The sequence below is a fragment of the Kitasatospora sp. NPDC048662 genome (genome assembly GCF_055587065.1).
Genome location: NZ_JBVJHA010000002.1, coordinates 843,506 through 861,350 on the forward strand (window position 1 = coordinate 843,506; position 17,845 = coordinate 861,350).

Below are 17,845 nucleotides of genomic sequence, written 5' to 3' on the forward strand. Positions count from 1 at the left end.
GACAACGCGCGCCCCGTTCGAATCGTTCGTCGGCGGCCCGTAACCCCCACTCACGGACGGTAGTTGTGCTCCACGTGGACAACGCCTCCCAAGCCCCCGAACCCGACCCGACGTCACTGCTGGCCGAAGCCGTCCGCTGTGCCGAGGTCCGCCACTGGGAGGTGGTCCCCGGGGCATGGCTGGTCGACGACGGTCGCACCCGCTGCTCCTGCGGCGATCCGCGCTGCGCACTCCCCGGCGCACACCCCGTCGGCGCGGACTGGGGGCTGCTGGCCAGTGTCGGATCGGCGGTGGTCCGCGGGTGGTGGACGGAGCAGCCGCAGGCGTCGATCCTGCTGCCCACCGGCCGGGCGTTCGACGTGCTGGACGTGCCGGAGGTGGCGGGCTGCCTGGCGATGGCCCGGATGGAGCGGATGGGGCTGCAGCTCGGCCCGGTGGTCTCGGTGCCGGCCGCGGCGGGGCGGCGCGGCCGGCGGCTGCACTTCCTGGTGCTGCCCGGCGCGGTCGCCAAGCTGCCGGAGCTGCTGCGGCAGATCGGCTGCACCCCGGACGGACTGGACCTGGTGGCACGCGGCGAGGGCGACTGGGTGGTGGCCCCGCCGTCCCGGTTCGGCGGGCACGCGTCCGCGCTGTGGGCCAGGCCGCCGACGGCGCAGAACCGGTGGCTGCCGGACGCGGTGGAGCTGGTCAGCCCGCTGGCGTACGCCTGCCGGCGCGACCCGTCGGCCCCGCGCCCCGTCCTGCGGGAGGCCGCCGCGGTGCACTGAGCGGGCCCGCGGTGAGCCCGGGTGCCGCGCCGCCGGGCGTTCGGAGCGCGATCTTCCGGAAATGAGTCGTCATACCCGCAGGTCAGCGGGACAAGCCAACCGATCGGGTGACAGCGCTCAAGGATTGGCCGCGGCGACCGAGGGGATCATCCTCAGCGTCGGCACGGGGTCGATGGAGCGGAAGGAGCGGGCGGGCCGAGAGCGTGGGGGACTGCCGGGAGGGCGTTCGGTCGGGGAAGCCGAGTGCGGCAGCGGGAGGGAACCGGAGGGGATCAGGGAGGGAGTCGGGGGAGGGAGGGCGCGAGGGGCCCGGTGCGGGGACACCGGGCCCCGAAGCGTGCGCCGAGGCCCCGGGAGCGGCGCCCGTCGGCTACGGCTGGGCGACGAACACGTGCGCGGCGATCTCCTTGCCGAGCTCGGCAGCGCCGTCGCCGGTGCCGACCACCACACCACCGGCCGCCGGGGCCACCCGCACCGTCGCGCCGGGGCGGACGCCCGCGCGGCGCAGGGTGCGCATCAGCTCGCCGTCGGTCTGGATCGGCTCGCCGATCCGCCGCACCACCACGTCCGCGCCGTCCTTGCCGGCCACCGACTCCAGCGTCACCAGCCCGGCGTCGAAGCCCTCGCCCTCGGCCTTGGTGTCGCCGAGCTCGTCCAGGCCCGGGATCGGGTTGCCGTACGGGGACTGGGTGGGGTGGCCGAGCATGGCGAGCACCTTGCGCTCGACCGTCTCGCTCATCACGTGCTCCCAGCGGCAGGCCTCCTCGTGGACCTGCTCCCACTCCAGGCCGATCACGTCCACCAGCAGGCACTCGGCGATGCGGTGCTTGCGCATCACCCGCACCGCCAGCCGACGGCCCTCCACGGTCAGTTCGAGGTGCCGGTCCTCGGCGACCTGGAGCAGGCCGTCGCGTTCCATCCGGCCCACCGTCTGGCTCACCGTCGGGCCGGACTGCTCCAGCCGCTCGGCGATCCGGGCACGCATCGGGGTGATGCCTTCTTCCTCCAGCTCCAGGATGGTGCGGAGGTACATCTCAGTGGTGTCGATCAGCCCTGACATCGCCCCTGGCTCCGTTCTTCGGTGTCCTCACCGCCAATTCTGACGTACGGAGATGACAACCCGGTGCGCTGCGCGGTTGTGCCCGGGCCTGCGCGGGCCCGGTGCAGGCACCGGAGCGCCCCGCCCGACGGTTGACAGCCGGGCGCGGCAGGGGCCACCGTGCACGCCGTAGCTTTCCCCACGCGGCCCGGCCCCCGGACCGCCCGCGCGCTCGGACGGAGCACGAGATGACCGAACTGGTCGGCCGGTACCTGGACGCCGCCGTGGCCCACCTGGAGCGGATCCGCGCCGAGGAGGGCGAGAACATCGACGCCGCCGCCGAGCTGCTGGCCGAGGCGGTCGAGCACGGCCGGCGGATCTTCACCTTCGGCGCCGGGCACTCCTCGCTGGCCGCCCAGGACGTGGTCTACCGGGCCGGCGGCCTGGTGGTGATGAACCTGCTCAACGTGCCCGGCATGACCGGCGTGAACGTGATGCCCGCACACCTGGGCAGCGCGCTGGAGCGGGTCTCCGGGCTGGCCACCACCACCCTCGACCTGACGCCCGCGCGCAGCGGCGACCTGCTGTTCCTGATCTCGCTGTCCGGCCGCCAGGTGATGCCGGTCGAACTCGCCCGGCACGCCCGCGACCGCGGCCTGAAGGTGATCGGCGTGACCTCCCTGGCGTATCCCGCCGCAGTGAGCTCCAACCACCCGTCCGGCACCTACCTCAAGGACAACTGCGACCTGGTGCTGGACAGCAAGATCGCCCCCGGCGACGGCGAACTCGACCACCCCGGCGCGGGCACCCCGTTCGGCTCGGTCTCCACCATCGTCACCAGCGCGCTGATGCAGTCCGTGATGGCCGCCGCCACCGCCAAGCTCGCCGACCGCGGCATCACCCCGCCGCTGTTCCGCTCCGGCAACGTGGACGGCGGCACCGAATGGAACAACAAGGTGATCGCCGACAACGCGGAGCGCGTCCTCTACGCCTGGTGACCGCCCGCCGGACCGCCCCGCGCCCCCGGCGCAACCCCGCGCATTCGGCCAACTCCGGTGCCGGTCGCGTAAGTTCGACCGACACTGGGAAGGACTCCCGAGACCGGTGAGACGGCGCTGCGGGGGCAAACATGGCAACTGGAGCGGGGCGTTCGATCGGCTTCGTACGGGAGCAGGACCTGCTGCCGCGGCTGTTCTGGGCCGCCGACGGCGCGTCCCTCCAGGGGCAGGCCCGGGCAGTGGCGCTGTCCCGCTGGGAGCTGCTGCTACTGGTCGGCGCGGCCTTCGCCGGCTCCGCCGACGGCCCGCTGTGGGCCTGGCTCGCCGCCGTCGCCTACCTCGGCGCGCTGTTCATCGCCGTCACCGTCGCCTGGCAGAACCCGCAGCGGCTCTGGTACGACGGCCGGGCGGTCGCCGAGTCGGTGAAAACCCTGGTGTGGAAGTACGCGGTGCGCGCCGACTCCTACCAGCCGCCACCACGCAAACTCCCCGACGCCGAACGCCTCTACGACATCCAACTCGCGGGCATCCTCAGCGAGTTCGACACCAACCGGGTCACCCCGGGAGTCGCCGAGGAACTGCGCACCTGGCGCGCCCCGGCCCGGCACCCGCAGATCACCGAAACCATGGAACGGCTGCGCGACCAGCCACTGACCGTCCGCCGCGAGATCTACCTGCGCGAACGGGTGCACAGCCAGCGCGAGTGGTACCAGGCCAAGGCCATCCAGTGCCGCAACGCCACCCGCCGGGTCGGCCGACTCGCCATCGTGCTGCCCGCCGCCGGCCTGCTGCTCGCCGTCCTGCGCGCACTCGGCCAATTCAGCTTCGACGCACTCGGCGCGATCTCCGCCGTCGCCGCCTCCATCTCGGCCTGGGCCCAGCTGCGCCAGTACCGCCCACAGGCCGCCGCCTACACCCTCGCCGCCGCCGAACTCTCCAAGGTCGAAGCCCAGTTGGCGGCCGTCGACCTGTCCGCCCCGGACGCCGAGGAGAACTGGGCGAGGCTCGCCCGGGACGCCGAGGACGCCATCTCCCGGGAACACACCACCTGGCAGGCGCGCCGCGAAGTGCGCAGCCTGGACATCCCCAGCTGACCTGGAGGCACCGCGTGGCCACCCGCAGGATCGACACACCGGACGGGGGCATCCTCGCGGTGGAGATGTCCGGAGACCCCTCCGGCAGGCCGGTGTTCCTGCTCCACGGCACCCCCGGCAGCCGGGTCGGCCCCGCCCCGCGCAGCGCCGTCCTGGCCCGAATGCGGGTCCGGCTGATCTCCTTCGACCGCCCCGGCTACGGCGAGTCCACCCGACTGCCCGGCCGCCGGGTCCGCGCCGCCGCCGACGACGTCACCACCATCGCCGACGCCCTCGGCCTCGACCACTTCGCCGTGGTCGGCCGCTCCGGCGGCGGCCCGCACGCGCTCGCCTGCGCCGCCCTGCTCCCCGACCGCGTGGTCCGGGCCGCCACCCAGGTGTCCCTCGCCCCGCGCCACGCGGACGGCCTCGACTGGTTCGCCGGCATGACCCCCTCCAACGAACGCGCCTACCGCCAGGCCGAGTTGGGCCAACCCCGGATCGCCGGCCCGTTCCAGGTCCGCTCCCAGGTGATCCGCCGCGACCCCGCCCAACTCATCCGCAACCTGGTCCCCGAACTCACCCCACCGGACCGCACCGTCGTCGCCGACATCGGCATCCGCCGGATGCTCCAGTCCACCTACCGCCAGGCCTTCCGCTACGGCGCCGACGGCTGGATCGACGACGTCCTCGCCTTCATCACCGACTGGGGCTTCGCCGTCGACTCCATCCGCATCCCGGTCCGCATCTGGCACGGCGCGGACGACAAGTTCTCCCCGGTCGGCCACTCCGGCTGGCTCGCCGACCACATCCCGGGCGCACAGCTCTACCTGGAGCCGGGCGCGGCACACTTCGGGTCCCTGAAAGAGATGACGGACGCGATCCGCTGGGCCGCGAGCAGCTAAACAGAGATGCGCTGACAGGGGCGCGGGGAACTGTGAGGGTGCGAAACCGGGGGCGCGGGGAACTGCGCGCAGCGGAAGGCACCCACCCGCAAGATCGCGACGCAGGACAATGACCTGCACGTGATCGCGACCTTGCGGACGTGGTGAGCGCTTGTCGCGCAGTTCCCCGCGCCCCTGTTTTCGCGCCCACCTGTTTTCGCGCCCCTCGGCTTGCGCAGCCTAGAGCGGTTGCGGCTCCAGGTCCCGGTTGCTGCGCTGCCAGCTGCGGGCCGCGACGACGGACGGGTGCTCCTCGCCGAAGAGTTCGACGAGCGCCGCGACCGCCTGCATCCGCAGGCTCTCCGCCTCGCTGCGCCGTCCGGCCGCGCGGAGGGTGATGGCGAGGTTGGCCTGGCAGATCAGGGTGTCGGGGTGGGTGGCCCCGTAGCGGGCGGCGAGGCCGTCGTACGCGCTGCGGCCGAGCTGTTCGGCCTCGTCGAGCTGCCGGTTCTCGGCGAGCGCGTTGGCGAAGTTGATGACGGCGTTGAGGGTGAAGGGGTGGTCGGCGCCGAGCACCCGGCTGAGTCCGTCGACGGCGGAGCGGCCGTGCTGGACGGCGCCCTCGGTGTCGCCGGAGCCGCGCAGGTAGATGCCGAGGTTGTTCTCGCAGGCGAAGGTGAAGGGGTGTTCGTCGCCGAGCAGCCGCCGGTGGCCCTCGTAGGCGTCGGTGGCGATGTCGCGGGCGGTCTCCTTGTCGCCGGCGGCGCTGAAGTCCGCGGCGAGGTTGAGCCGGCAGGCGAGTGCGTCGGGGAATTCGGGGCCGTACAGGTCGACGTACCGTTCGTAGGTGCGTTCGGTGAGTTCGCGGGCTTCGGCGTACTGTCCGGCGCGGCGCAGTGAGACGGCGAGCGACTTCGCGTTGCGCAGTTCTTCGGGCAGGCCGGAGGCGTCGACCGCGGCGAAGGTCTCGGTGACTTCGCGGAGCAGTTCCGCGGAGCCCTTGTAGTCGCCCATTTCGCGCAGGTCGCGGGCCAGGTTGGACTTGGAGCTGAGGGTGTAGGGGTGGCGGGCGCCGAGGACTGCGGAGCGGCGTTCGACGGTGTCCTGGTCGAGGTCGCGGGCGGCGACGCTGTTGCCGACCAGGCGGTGGTCGATGGCGAGGTTGTTGGCGACGGAGAGGGTGCGCGGGTCGTCCTCGCCGAAGAGTTCGATGAACTGGTTGTAGGTGTCCTGGTCGAGGATGAGGGCTTCCTGGAAGCGGTTGAGGTACCGCAGGTCGGCGGCCATCGAGTTGGCGGTCATCAGGGCGTACGGGTGGTGTTCGCCGAGGAGTTCGCGCTGGCCGTCCAGGGTTTCCTGGTTGAGCGCCAGGGAGTCGTTGTAGAAGCCCTGGGAGCGCAGCACGTTGGCGACCTGGAAGCGCAGGCTGTAGATCTGCCGCCGCCACAGGCGCTGTTCGCCGGCGTCGGTCTCGGCCTCGGCCCGGGCGGTCCAGCTGATGTCGAGCTGGCGGCCGAGTTGCAGGGCCTGGTCGAGGTCCACGCGCTTCCACAGGTAGCGGACGCGGTCGATGAGCATCTCGCGGACGTCCTTCTCGTCGCAGTCCTGTGCGCGGGACGGCGAGAGGTGCGGCCAGATGGCTTCCAGGGTGGGCCAGTTGGCGGGGTCGTCGGTGTCGCCGCGGGAGGGGCGGGCGTTGACCAGGATGCGGTGCACCTGGTGCATGGCGAGGTTGCGCTCGGCCTCGTTCATGCCGCTGCGGACGACGGCCTGGACCAGCCGGTGGACCTGGAAGGAGTCGGAGCCGGCGTCGGTCTTGGCGAGGGCGTAGCGGCTGACGGCGCGCAGCACCTTGCCGAGCAGGAAGGTGTCGGTGAGTTCCTCGTCGTAGGGGTAGAGCGCGAGGCGCATCTGCTCGGAGAAGAAGAACTGCTTGAGCGAGATCGGCTCGGGGGCGAAGAACGCGCACAGCTCCAGCAGCCGGACGGCGGCGGGGGACTGTTCGCGCAGCCGGGTGATGGAGACGTTCCAGGTGAGGCCGACGGGCGTGGGGTAGTCGACGGGGGTCTCGCCGGCGGCGAGCACCTTGGTGGCCTCGGCCTTGAGCTGGTTGACGTAGGTGTCTACGGGGGTGCGGGTGGTCTCCAGCCAGGCGGCGGCGACCTCGACGGCGAGCGGGAGGTCGCCGACGGCCTCGGCGACCCGGTCGGCGTCGGCGCGGGTCAGGCCGCGGACCCGCCGGGTGAGGTGGTCGACGGACTCGGTGCGGTCGAAGACGTCGACGTTGAGCACGCCGGCCTGCCCGGACCAGCCCTGGTTGCGGGAGGTGACCAGGATGTGGCCGGGACCGTCGGGGAAGAACCGGCGGATCTCGCCGGGCTCGTCGGCGTTGTCGAAGATCAGCAGCCAGTTGGGTGTGGGCAGCCCCTGGCGGAGCGCGTCACGCGCGGACTGGGCGGCCTCGTTGACGTTCTCACCGACCCGCAGGCCGAGTCGGCCCGCGAGTTCGGCGAGGCCGACGGCGACGTTCTCGCTCTGCTCCGCGTCGATCCACCACACCAGGTCGTAGTGCGACATGTAGCGGTGCGCGTACTCCAGCGCGACCTGGGTCTTGCCGACGCCGCCGAGGCCGTACAGGGTCTGCGGCGGCGGAAGCACGGCGGTGGTGCCACCGGCGAGTTGGGCGCGCAGGTCGTCGAGAACCTTGACCCGGCCGGTGAACGAGTGGTTGCGCTGCGGTACTTCCCAGTAGGTGGGCTTGGTGCCGGGGAATCGGGGCGCGCCGGGGGTGCGGTCGGGCAGCTCGGTCTCGCTGCGGCCGAGGGCGCGCAGCAGGACAGTGGCGGCAGCCTGTTCGTCACGCCCGATCAGATCCACCGGATTGCGGCTGTTGTAGGGCGCGTTGAGCCGCACGTCCGAGACCCGGACGGGGATGAGCTGGCGGCGGGCGCCGGCCGGGTCGGCGAGCACGGTGCGGTCCCACAGCGCCTGGGCCTGCGGCGACTGCAGGTAGGCGGCGGACAGCAGGGCGACGGTGCGGTACGCGGAGTCGATGCCGCGGCCGGTGGCCTCGCGCGGGTTGGCGCCTGCGCCGAGGTCGCGCGGCACGACGCGGTAACCGGCGTCGGTGAGCAGCGCGGAGATCCAGTCCGCCCAGGCGCGGTCCTCGGGCACGTAGCTGAGGTACAGGTCGGCGGGGGCGGTGGGGCGGCGGCGGGCGAAGCCGTCGAGGTGGCGCAGCCGCAGGTCCTCGGGCATCGGCGGGAGTCCGGCGACCCGGCCCTGGGTGATCTCCCGGGTGAGGCGTTCGTTGGCGGCGAGCATGGAGCCGGGCAGGCCGGGCTGGTCGCCGAACGGGGCGAGGATCTCCTCGTACGCGTAGAACGGCCGGTAGGGGATCTCGACGCCGGCCCAGTAGCGGGCCAGGTCGGGTTCGCCGAAGCCGGCGGGCAGTCCGCCGAACTTGATCCGGGCGAGCGCCCGGCCCGCGTCGGCCTTCTCCTTCTCGCCCTCGTCGATGCGCATCGGTACGGGCAGGATGCGGATGTCGCGGTCGCCGTAGCGGTCCTCGATGACCCGGGCGATCCGGGAGGAGCCGTCGATGGACTGGTCGCTGAGGGTGAAGCAGACCACCAGGTCGTCGGGCATCTCGACGGTGCAGATGTCGGCGGTGTCGGTGAGTCCGGTGCGGCTGTCGATCAGCACGTAGTCGTACCGGCGCTTCATGTCGGCGCGCAGCGACTGGATGAAGCGCCGGCCCTGGTAACGCTCGTAGAGCAGATCCCAGTCGAGGCGGGTGACGGAGTAGTCGCGGTTCTGCTGGCCGGCCGGGACGAGGTCGATGCGGCCGCCGCCGGGGAAGTGCGGCCAGGCGAGGGAGAGCGCGTGCGGGTGGATCCGGGCGAAGTCCTCGATCCAGTCGGGGTCGCGTTCGACCGGGCGCCGGGCCTCTTCGAGGTAGTCGGCGAACAGGTCCATGATGCCGGTGGTGGCGCCGACGATCTCGGGGTTGAGGAACGGCCGGAAGAACTGGCTCAGCCCGGGGGCTTCCAGGTCCCAGTCGACGACCAGCACCCGGTAGCCGTTGGCGGCCATGATCCAGGCGGTGTTGGCCAGCGCCATGGTGCGGCCGGTGCCGCCCTTGTACGAGTAGAAGGTGACGATCCGTCCGTGGCGGTTCTCCACGGTGGCGTCGCGGCGGCGCGCCTGGATCTGCGGGCCCTTCGCCGGCCTCTCGGTCATGACGTTCCCTCCCCCGGGCCCTTGGTGCCCGTCGTGGTTCCCGCACGCCGTGCCGCCGAACGGAGTTCCGACCGTCCGGCGTCCTGCTGTCGCCCGCTCCCGCTCCGGGGGCGGCCTATGGTCCGATGCTGGGTCTGCGGTCCGTGGGCCCGTCGTCGTCGGGCCGGTCGCGGTAGTGCTGTTCGTGGGCGGTGCAGGCGCGCATGACGGCGCGTTCCATCTCGCCGCGGAACTCCTCCAGGCTGCCGGGGGCGCCGGCCGCGGCGTCGTCGCGCAGGCTGGGCTTCTGCAGGGCGCCGCGGCTGACGGCCAGCACGCTGTCGCCGAGTTCGTTGAGCATCCGTTCGTGGTCGCGGCTCTGCTGGTCCTCGCGGTTCCAGGGTTCGATGATGGCCACCGAGCCGAGGTTGCGCCGGTCCAGCCGGCGCACCGCCTCGACCCGCCGCCCGTCCAGGAACGCCCACCGGTCGACCAGCAGCACGCACGGCGCGGACGGGCGTTCGCCGGTCAGCAGTTGCTCCGATTCCTCCTCGAACTCCCGTACGGTGGGCTGGAATCCCATGTTCCTGGCGACGTCGGCGGCGTCCTGCGCGAGTGGCCGGGTGGAGTCCGGCCGGAACGGCTGCCAGTCGGTGCGCTGTTCGCCGTACCAGGCGCCGGAGCGGTTGGGCGGCAGTTCGGGCTGGTTGTAGGAGAACACCGAGATCCGGACCTTGTCGGCGACGTCCGGCGGATCGAAGGCGGACGGCTGGGACTCGAAGTCGAAGACCTGCCCGGCCGGGATGACGGTCTGTTCGGCGACGTCGACGATCCGCTGGGCGAGCCGCCACACCGCCGTGTGGTACTGCGAACTGAACGTGGTGATCTTCATCAGCGCGTACAGCCCCTCGGCGGCGTAGTCGTCGCCGAAACTGTCGTGGTTGAACTGCAGTTCGCCGGCCACCCGGGGCAGCGGATAGTGGTCCATCGGCACCCACAGCGCCGGCACTATCCCGGTCATCCGCTCGGCCGTCGGGCGACGCTGGTAGACCGACCTGCGGGTGAACAGGTGCCACTCCCGGCCGCACGCCTCGGACTTGAAGTAGCGCGGTGAGTACAGGGGCACGAACACCCGGCAGCTGGCGAGCTCCCGCGACAGCCGCTCGGCCCACTTCTGCCCCTGGTGCATGGACCGGTCCATGAACCCGATCGGATGCCCGGCCGGCAGGTCGGTGATCTGAAGTATCGCCTCGCACAGGTCCTGATAGAGCTTCGCCACCCAGAGGTTCGGATCCGCCGCACCTCTGGAGTTCACCCGCGGGGTGTGCGCGTAGCTGAGGAAGAAGTACGGCCTCGGTGCTTCCTTCCCCCGGCCCGCTGGGCTGTTCACACGCGCCTCCCCCGAGCCCGCCTGCCACCTGTTCCCCGAAAGGGACTCAAGTGTAGGAACGGCGGCCGTCCAAATGGAATAGGGCCTTGATCCGATGCCCCGTCAACTCTGCCCGCTCCTGAACCAGTTGTCCGCGAGATCGACCGCTTCGCGGATCGGCATCAGGTAGCAGTGCGCGTCGCCGAGCGGCCCGGACTCCAGCACCCCGCCGAGCCCGCCGGCCAGCACCCGGCCCATCGCCGGGAAGTGCTCGTCCTGCAGCCGAAGTCCGGTGAAGGTCCGCCAGCGCCGCTCACCGGACGGGGTGCGCACCACGCACCGGTACTGCTGCGACTGCCGGCCCGGCTGCCAGTACTCGAGCAGGTGAAGCGGGGTGCAGCACCACACCGGGACGCCGATCATCAGGCACCGCGCACCGCCTCGGTAGAGCCGGCCGGCGGGCGAGTCCTCGCCGAGGTGACTGCGCCACAGGTGGCGTTCCGTCAGCTGCCGGGCGCGCGGACCGATCGCGGCGAAGGAGGTCTGGGGGTGCCGGCTGCGCAGCGCCCCGGGCAGCAGCCGCACCTCCTCGGCGAGGCGCCCCATGGTGGGCGAGGCGGGGGTGGTGACAGCGTCCCAGGCGGGCATGGCGGCATGGTATTTGCGCAGTTCGGCGGGGGTGAGACCGGCGGTGGCGGCCCGGTAGTAGGAGGAGGTGCGGGAGTTCTCGGGTGTAGCGGTGTACACGACCAGCGTGCCGTCCGCCCCGAGCGCCTCCCGGAGCGCCCGTACCACCCCGGATGCGCCCTCCGCGACCTGGCCGACCGACCGTAGCGAGGCCTGCACCAGCAGCGTCTCCCCCGGCCGGATGCCGAGTTTGTCGAGGTCCCCGACGAGTTCGGCAACGGAGTACAACGGAACCTCCCACAGCCACGGGTCGAAGCCGCCAACCCTATCGGCCGGGTCGGCCGAATCCCGGTCCGGGATTCGCCGTTCGACGTCCGGTGGTGCGCCGGTTCCCGGATTTTGACGATGAGTTCACTCGGCCGGAGCCGGTTCAGTGCGGCCCCGCGACCGCCTCGCGGGCCTGCCACTGGGCCAGGTTCTCGGCGGCGGCTTCCCGGGCCGCAGTCTCGGCGGCGGCGCCGACGGGGACGGCGAGCCAGGGCTCCACGGCGGTCCGCATCCGGTCGGTGAAGCGGGTGCCGAGGGGGGTGAGGGCTCCGGAGTCGGCGAGAGTGGCGATCGAGGCGGCGGTGTGTGCCCGCCAGGTCGCGAGTTGGACCCGGGCGTGCTGGGCGGGGCCGTTGCGCAGCCCCTCGTAGGCCCGCACCCGGGTGACCCAGAACTCGGTCACCGCGAGGTGCGCGTACGTGCCCTGGAACAGGCCCTCCAGCGGGCGCGGATCGGGCCGCCACGGGGCGTGGAACAGCCGCTCGTCGGTCCGGTCGTAGAGGTCGTGGAAGTCCAGCACCGCGCCCAGTTTGACGTGCTGGAACTCGTGCGCGATCAGCAGCGCGAGGGTGGGGGCGGTGGCGGGCCGGGCGATGCCGACCGCGCCGAACGCCTGCCGGGCGGCGGCGGACACGTCGCGGCCCGCCGGGCCGGGCCGCAGCGGGGTGAGGGTGGACAGGCCGACCCGGATGCCGGGCGCGTAGCCGGGCAGGTCGCGGCCGATCAGTTCCCAGGCCTCGCGCAGCGCCCCGGCCCAGGCCAGGTACTCGGCGTCCGGCAGCCGGTCCTCGACCGGCCACTGGTGGCTGTCGCGCTGCGGATCGGTGTCCTCCAGCACGGGCGTCCAGCCGTCGGCGAGCGCGATCCGCCGCACCGGCTGCCAGTGCGCGTCGGCGGGGGTGTCCGGGCCGATCCGGCGGCCGCCGACGGTGAATCCCTCCGCATCACCGGTCACGACGCTCTCGCCCGCGCCGCCGACCAGCGCCCGCCCGAGGGTGGGCAGGTGGACGGCTCCGCCGCGCACCGGCAGCGGCAGCTCGAAGGCCCGCCCGGCACGCACCGCAGCGGCGGCGGCCACCTCGGCCATCCCGCCGAGGTCGGCGCGCGCGGCGTCGCCCTGCAGGTAGCGCACCGCCCAGGCCCGGGTGTACGGGTGGGCGAGCACCGCGTCCAGCGCCGGGGTGTCGCCGGCGTCCAGCGAGGTGACCAGCGCCCAGGCCGGGGAGGCCGCCCCGACGGCGGCCACCAGCCGCCGGGTGAGGCCGAGTTGGGCGCGGGCCAGGGCCCGGACGGTGTCGGCGCCGCCGTACCCGGCGGCGAGTTCGTCGAGCTGGCCGTCGGTCAGCGTGGCGCCGGGCGTGTCCTGGACGGGGAGGACAACGGCGGGGGCCATCCGGTCGCGGATGGTGGTGATCAGTCGCATCAGGTCACCGCAGTAGACGGAGGGATTACGGAAGCCGGAGCCGTCGCCCCGGTAGCGGTGGGCGTACAGGCCGCCGCCGCACGAGCGGACCACGGGGCAACCGCGGCACTGCTCGGCGAGCCCGGCCAGCCCGGACTGCCGTTCGACCATGCCGGGGTGCGCGGCGACCTGGTCCAGGGTGTGCTCGAACACCGTGAACCCGGTCTCCGGGGCCCCGTCGTAGGCGGTCTTCAGGCTGTCGGCCTGCTCGAAGCTGCCGTCGGTCTCCACCACCACCAGGTCGGCGGGGTCGAGGCCGAGCGACTCGGTGAGGCTGGAACGGCCGCGCAGCGTGCGGTGCACCGAGTCGAAGGTGCGCACCGGAACGGGTCGGCCGAGTTCCTCCCAGCGCCGGTAGACCGCCAACAACCAGTCGGCGTAAGGGGTTTCGCCGAGTCCGTCGGGGCGTTTCGGCGGCTGGTCCCAGGTGGCGTGCGGGAGGAGGAAGTCCACCCGGGGCGGTTCCAGGGCGACCAGCGCGTCCAGCACCGCGACGGGGTCGTTCTCCACGTCGATGGTGCACAGCAGGCCGGCGTACAGGTGCCGGTAGGCGGGGCGGCGCAGCAGTTCGACGGCGGCGAGCACCTTGGCGTGGCTGCTGCGGCCGTCGGCGAAGCGACGGTGCCGGTCATTGGCGGCCTTGTCGCCGTCCAGCGAGATGCCGACCTTGATGCCGTGGGTGGCGAACAGGTCGAGGAAGCGGGGGGAGAGCAGCACGCCGTTGGTGTGGATGCGCAGGTCGAGGACGCAGTCGGCGGGCAGGGCGGCGCGCAGCAGTTCGGCGGCGCGGCCGAGCAGGGCGGGCCCGGCGAGCAGCGGTTCGCCGCCGTGCAGCACCACGTGGACGGCGGGGAGCCGGTGGGTGCGGGCGTGTTCGGCGATCCGCTCGGCAGTGCGTGCGAGCACTGTCTCGTTGGTGGCGCGGGCCTTGCCGCGCCAACTGGTATCGGCGTGTTCGTACACATAGCAGTGGTCGCAGGCAAGATCACAACGGGCGTGCATCTTGATCACGTACTGCGAGAACGGCACCAGCGGGCGCGGCACGGGAATCGGGGTGACGTCGCGTCGTCTGCGCTCGGTCGACCGGTTCAGATGGAGGAGTTGAAGGCGGCGACGGCCACCTGGCCGGACTCACCGCCAGGGAGGGCGCGATAGAGCTCGGCGGTGAGCTCTTCGACACCGATGGAGGCCAGAGCTGCCAGCGAGGGAGCAGACTCCTCGACGCGCGCGCTGTCGGCGGGCTTGGTGGCGGCGACCATGATGACTCGTTTCTGCGCCTGTCGGCGCGAGACAGGCCTCGGCGTCCTGTGCCGAGAATTTCACCCGGAGCGACTGTAACGCCGCTACCCACGTTTCAGTGGTCCAAACCACTAGTTTTTTAGCCCGTCAGAGGGGCAGGTTACTCCACCTGGTTGACTTACGGGGCAGCAAACTTGACACTCCGTCAGGGGCAGAGCCGCTCCACCCGCCAGCCGCCGCCCTCGCCCTCCAGGGCGACGAAGCGGAGGCGGTCGTGGAGGCGGTTCTCGCGGCCCTGCCAGAACTCGACGGTGCGCGGGACGACGCGGTAGCCGCCCCAGAACGGGGGGACGGGGACGCCCTCGCCCTCGGGGTAGCGGGCGGCCAGGTCGGCGTAGCGCTGTTCCAGCACCTCGCGGCCGGCCACCGGGCTGGACTGTTCGCTGGCCCAGGCGCCGAGCTGGGAGCCGTGCGGGCGGGTGCGGAAGTAGGCGGCGGTCTCGTCCCGGCCGACCTTCTCCACCCGGCCGCCGATCACCACCTGGCGGGCCAGCCCGATCCACGGGAAGAGCAGGGAGGCGTTCGGGTTGGCGGCCAGGTCGGTGCCCTTGCGGGAGCCGTAGTTGGTGAAGAACACGAAGCCGCGCGGGTCGTAGCCCTTGAGCAGCACGGTGCGCGAGGACGGCAGGCCGTCGGCGTCGGCGGTGGAGACCACCATCGCGTTGGGCTCCACCACGCCCGCCTCGACGGCCTCGTGGAACCAGCGGGCGAACTGCCGGAACGGGTCCCCGGCCAGCTGGTCCTCGGCCAGGCCCTCGTGCTGGTAATGCTTGCGCATCACGGTCAGGTCCGGCACGGGCCGCTCCTCGGCCGGCGTGGACAGGGCGCTCGGGTGACTGTGGCGTTCCGCGGTAGGCACGCCAACATCATCCCGTACGACAAGCGCCGGGCGCCGCTACGTCCACGCAAACACCCGGGGACATGGCGGCGCACCGCCAAAGCCCGGCGAATCGTCCGGTTTGCGGCGGAGTGCCCAGGAAATCCGCCGGCAGCACCGGGGCGGGCGGGGGTTCGAGTGGCGTCTGGGGGAAACATCACCGTCGTGGTGTATGGCGCAATGCACTCCGTGCCTGCCACTCTGACACCGAGTGCCAACCCACCATCGGTCACCGGCGTGCCGCCCCACCACGGCCGCACGTCGTGTCGGATCACTGAAGGAGCCGTTCTACATGTCGGACTTCGTACCCGGCCTTGAGGGTGTCGTCGCCTTCGAGAGCGAGATCGCCGAACCCGACCGCGAGGGCGGCGCGCTGCGCTACCGCGGGGTGGACATCGAGGACCTGGTCGGCCAGGTCTCCTTCGGTCACGTCTGGGGCCTGCTGGTGGACGGCCGGTTCGCCCCGGGGCTGCCCGCCGCCGAGCCGTTCCCGATCCCGGTCCACTCCGGCGACATCCGGGTCGACGTGCAGTCGGCGCTCGCCATGCTCGCCCCGGTCTGGGGCCTCAAGCCGCTGCTGGACATCTCCGCCGAGCAGGCCCGCGACGACCTCGCCCGGGCTGCCGTGATGGCGCTGTCCTACGTCGCCCAGTCCGCCCGCGGCCAGGGCCTGCCGATGGTCCCGCAGCGTGAGATCGACAAGGCCGAGACCATCGTCGAGCGGTTCATGATCCGCTGGCGCGGCGAGCCGGACCCGAAGCACGTCAAGGCCGTCGACGCCTACTGGACGTCCGCCGCCGAGCACGGCATGAACGCCTCCACCTTCACCGCCCGGGTGATCGCCTCCACCGGCGCCGACGTCGCCGCCGCGCTGTCCGGCGCGGTCGGCGCGATGTCCGGCCCGCTGCACGGCGGCGCCCCGTCCCGGGTGCTCGGCATGATCGAGGAGATCGAGCGCACCGGCGACGCGGTCGGCTACGTGAAGAAGGCCCTCGACAAGGGCGAGCGCCTGATGGGCTTCGGCCACCGCGTCTACCGCGCCGAGGACCCGCGCGCCCGGGTGCTGCGCCGCACCGCCAAGGAGCTCGGCGCGCCGCGCTTCGAGATCGCCGAGGCGCTGGAGAAGGCCGCGCTGGAGGAGCTGCACAACCGCCGCCCCGACCGCGTGCTGGCCACCAACGTCGAGTTCTGGGCCGCCATCATGCTGGACTTCGCCGAGGTCCCGGCGCACATGTTCACCTCGATGTTCACCTGCGCCCGCACCGCCGGCTGGTCGGCGCACATCCTGGAGCAGAAGCGCACCGGCCGCCTGGTCCGCCCGGCCGCCCGCTACATCGGCCCCGGCAGCCGTAAGCCGCAGGAGATCGAGGGCTGGGACCAGATCGCCCACTGACACCCGATCAGGTGAACGCCTGACGGGCCATCAGCACCCGTGACACCGCCACCGGGCGTGCGTACCACCCCTGACCAGGGGCGGCGCGCGCTCCGGTGAGCGCTGTCCGGTGCCGCGAAGATCACGTCTCAGCGGCCGGACGGCCGTACAGCCGGGCAATTCGGGGCGATAGGGTGCGGGTGTGGCTCAGATTCAGATCCCCGCCGACAATCTGCCCAACGACGGCCGCTTCGGCTGCGGCCCCTCCAAGGTGCGCCCCGAGGCCTTGAGTGCCCTCGCCGCCACCGGAACCTCCCTGCTGGGCACCTCCCACCGTCAGGCCCCGGTCAAGAACATCGTCAAGCGTGTCCGCCAGGGCGTCGCCGAGCTGTTCTCGCTGCCCGAGGGCTACGAGGTCGTGCTCGGCAACGGTGGCTCCACCGCGTTCTGGGACATCGCCGCGTTCGGCCTGGTGCGCGAGAAGTCGCAGCACCTGAACTTCGGCGAGTTCTCCTCCAAGTTCGCCTCCTCCGTGAAGGCCGCCCCGTGGCTGGCCGAACCGACCGTCATCAAGACCGAGCCGGGCACCCACCCGCTGCCGGTCGCCGAGGCGGGCGTGGACGTCTACGCGCTCACCCACAACGAGACCTCCACCGGTGTCGCCATGCCGATCCGCCGCCCCGAGGGCGCGGACGCCGGCTCGCTGGTGCTGGTCGACGCCACCTCCGGCGCCGGCGGCCTGCCCGTCGACATCCGCGAGACGGACGTCTACTACTTCGCCCCGCAGAAGTCCTTCGCCTCCGAGGGCGGCCTGTGGCTGGCCACCTTCTCCCCGGCCGCCCTGGAGCGCGCCGCGGAGATCGCCGGCTCCGGCCGGTACATCCCGCCGTTCTTCGACCTGCCGACCGCGATCGACAACTCCTCGAAGGACCAGACGTACAACACCCCGGCCCTCTCCACCCTCTTCCTGCTGGCCGACCAGCTGGAGTGGATGAACGGCCAGGGCGGTCTGGACTGGGCGGTGGCCCGTACCGCCGAGTCCTCCTCGATCCTGTACGCGTGGGCCGAGAAGTCCTCCTACGCGCAGCCCTTCGTCGCCAAGGCGGAGGAGCGCTCGCAGGTCGTCGGCACCATCGACTTCGACGAGTCGGTGGACGCCGCCGCGGTCGCCAAGGCACTGCGTGCCAACGGCATCGTGGACACCGAGCCGTACCGCAAGCTCGGCCGCAACCAGCTGCGCATCGCGATGTTCCCGGCGATCGACCCGGCGGACGTCGAGAAGCTCACCGGCGCGATCGACTACGTGGTCGAGCACCTGAACGACTGACCCCCGCCCGCTCGAAGGCCCCGGTCCACGGACCGGGGCCTTCGTCGTACCGCCACACCGTTCCCGGCCCACCCTGCGGACCAGCCGCCCGCCGACGAGGGGCCGGGGCTACTTCTGCACGAGGGCGCTGATGATCACTACGGCGAGCAGCAGGACGAACGCGCCGGTCACGATCCGCATACGGGTCTTCGGGTCCACGCTTC

Annotated in this window: 13 protein-coding genes; 6 read left to right on the plus strand and 7 right to left on the minus strand. The window is 72.2% G+C overall.

Annotation, left to right across the window (positions count from 1 at the left end):
• Window positions 1–65 precede the first annotated feature (65 nt).
• Entirely contained in the window at window positions 66–767 is a 702-nt protein-coding gene (locus ACZ6R9_RS09750; RefSeq protein WP_465537510.1) for a bifunctional DNA primase/polymerase, read from the plus strand.
• Between the two features lie 370 nt (window positions 768–1,137).
• On the opposite strand, the gene ACZ6R9_RS09755 is transcribed toward ACZ6R9_RS09750, so the two are convergent.
• Window positions 1,138–1,827, minus strand: a complete 690-nt coding sequence (locus ACZ6R9_RS09755; protein ID WP_380479394.1) for a metal-dependent transcriptional regulator — start codon at window positions 1,825–1,827, stop codon at window positions 1,138–1,140.
• 227 nt (window positions 1,828–2,054) lie between these two features.
• On the opposite strand from ACZ6R9_RS09755, the gene ACZ6R9_RS09760 reads away from it, so the two are divergent.
• From ACZ6R9_RS09760 to ACZ6R9_RS09770, 3 genes are all read left to right on the plus strand, one after another.
• Entirely contained in the window at window positions 2,055–2,804 is a 750-nt protein-coding gene (locus tag ACZ6R9_RS09760) for a sugar isomerase domain-containing protein (RefSeq protein ID WP_465537513.1), read from the plus strand.
• Between the two features lie 131 nt (window positions 2,805–2,935).
• Entirely contained in the window at window positions 2,936–3,898 is a 963-nt protein-coding gene (locus tag ACZ6R9_RS09765) for a DUF4231 domain-containing protein (RefSeq protein ID WP_380479390.1), read from the plus strand.
• A 65-nt stretch (window positions 3,899–3,963) separates the two neighbouring features.
• Window positions 3,964–4,782: an alpha/beta fold hydrolase gene (locus tag ACZ6R9_RS09770; protein WP_465537707.1), complete on the plus strand. Its 819-nt coding sequence runs from the start codon at window positions 3,964–3,966 to the stop codon at window positions 4,780–4,782.
• Between the two features lie 219 nt (window positions 4,783–5,001).
• On the opposite strand, the gene fxsT is transcribed toward ACZ6R9_RS09770, so the two are convergent.
• The 6 genes from fxsT to pdxH all read right to left on the minus strand — a co-directional run bounded on the left by fxsT (window position 5,002) and on the right by pdxH (window position 14,844).
• Entirely contained in the window at window positions 5,002–9,003 is a 4,002-nt protein-coding gene (fxsT, locus tag ACZ6R9_RS09775; protein ID WP_380479388.1) for an FxSxx-COOH system tetratricopeptide repeat protein, read from the minus strand.
• A 115-nt stretch (window positions 9,004–9,118) separates the two neighbouring features.
• Complete coding sequence (locus ACZ6R9_RS09780; RefSeq protein WP_380479385.1) at window positions 9,119–10,372, minus strand: TIR-like protein FxsC; 1,254 nt, start codon at window positions 10,370–10,372, stop codon at window positions 9,119–9,121.
• A 102-nt stretch (window positions 10,373–10,474) separates the two neighbouring features.
• Window positions 10,475–11,266 (minus strand): AAC(3) family N-acetyltransferase, encoded by a 792-nt coding sequence (locus ACZ6R9_RS09785; protein WP_465537516.1) that lies wholly within the window; start codon window positions 11,264–11,266, stop codon window positions 10,475–10,477.
• Window positions 11,267–11,408: 142 nt separating this feature from the next.
• On the minus strand, window positions 11,409–13,769 hold the full coding sequence (locus ACZ6R9_RS09790) for an FxsB family cyclophane-forming radical SAM/SPASM peptide maturase (RefSeq protein ID WP_465537709.1): 2,361 nt from the start codon (window positions 13,767–13,769) through the stop codon (window positions 11,409–11,411).
• An 86-nt stretch (window positions 13,770–13,855) separates the two neighbouring features.
• Window positions 13,856–14,026 (minus strand): hypothetical protein, encoded by a 171-nt coding sequence (locus tag ACZ6R9_RS09795; protein ID WP_380479380.1) that lies wholly within the window; start codon window positions 14,024–14,026, stop codon window positions 13,856–13,858.
• 185 nt (window positions 14,027–14,211) lie between these two features.
• On the minus strand, window positions 14,212–14,844 hold the full coding sequence (pdxH, locus tag ACZ6R9_RS09800) for a pyridoxamine 5'-phosphate oxidase (protein WP_380479860.1): 633 nt from the start codon (window positions 14,842–14,844) through the stop codon (window positions 14,212–14,214).
• Window positions 14,845–15,235: 391 nt separating this feature from the next.
• On the opposite strand from pdxH, the gene ACZ6R9_RS09805 reads away from it, so the two are divergent.
• Both ACZ6R9_RS09805 and serC read left to right on the plus strand, forming a co-directional pair.
• Window positions 15,236–16,336, plus strand: coding sequence for a citrate synthase 2 (locus tag ACZ6R9_RS09805; protein WP_380479378.1), 1,101 nt, complete (start codon window positions 15,236–15,238; stop codon window positions 16,334–16,336).
• A gap of 181 nt (window positions 16,337–16,517) precedes the next feature.
• Entirely contained in the window at window positions 16,518–17,642 is a 1,125-nt protein-coding gene (serC, locus tag ACZ6R9_RS09810) for a phosphoserine transaminase (protein WP_380479375.1), read from the plus strand.
• Window positions 17,643–17,845 lie beyond the last annotated feature (203 nt).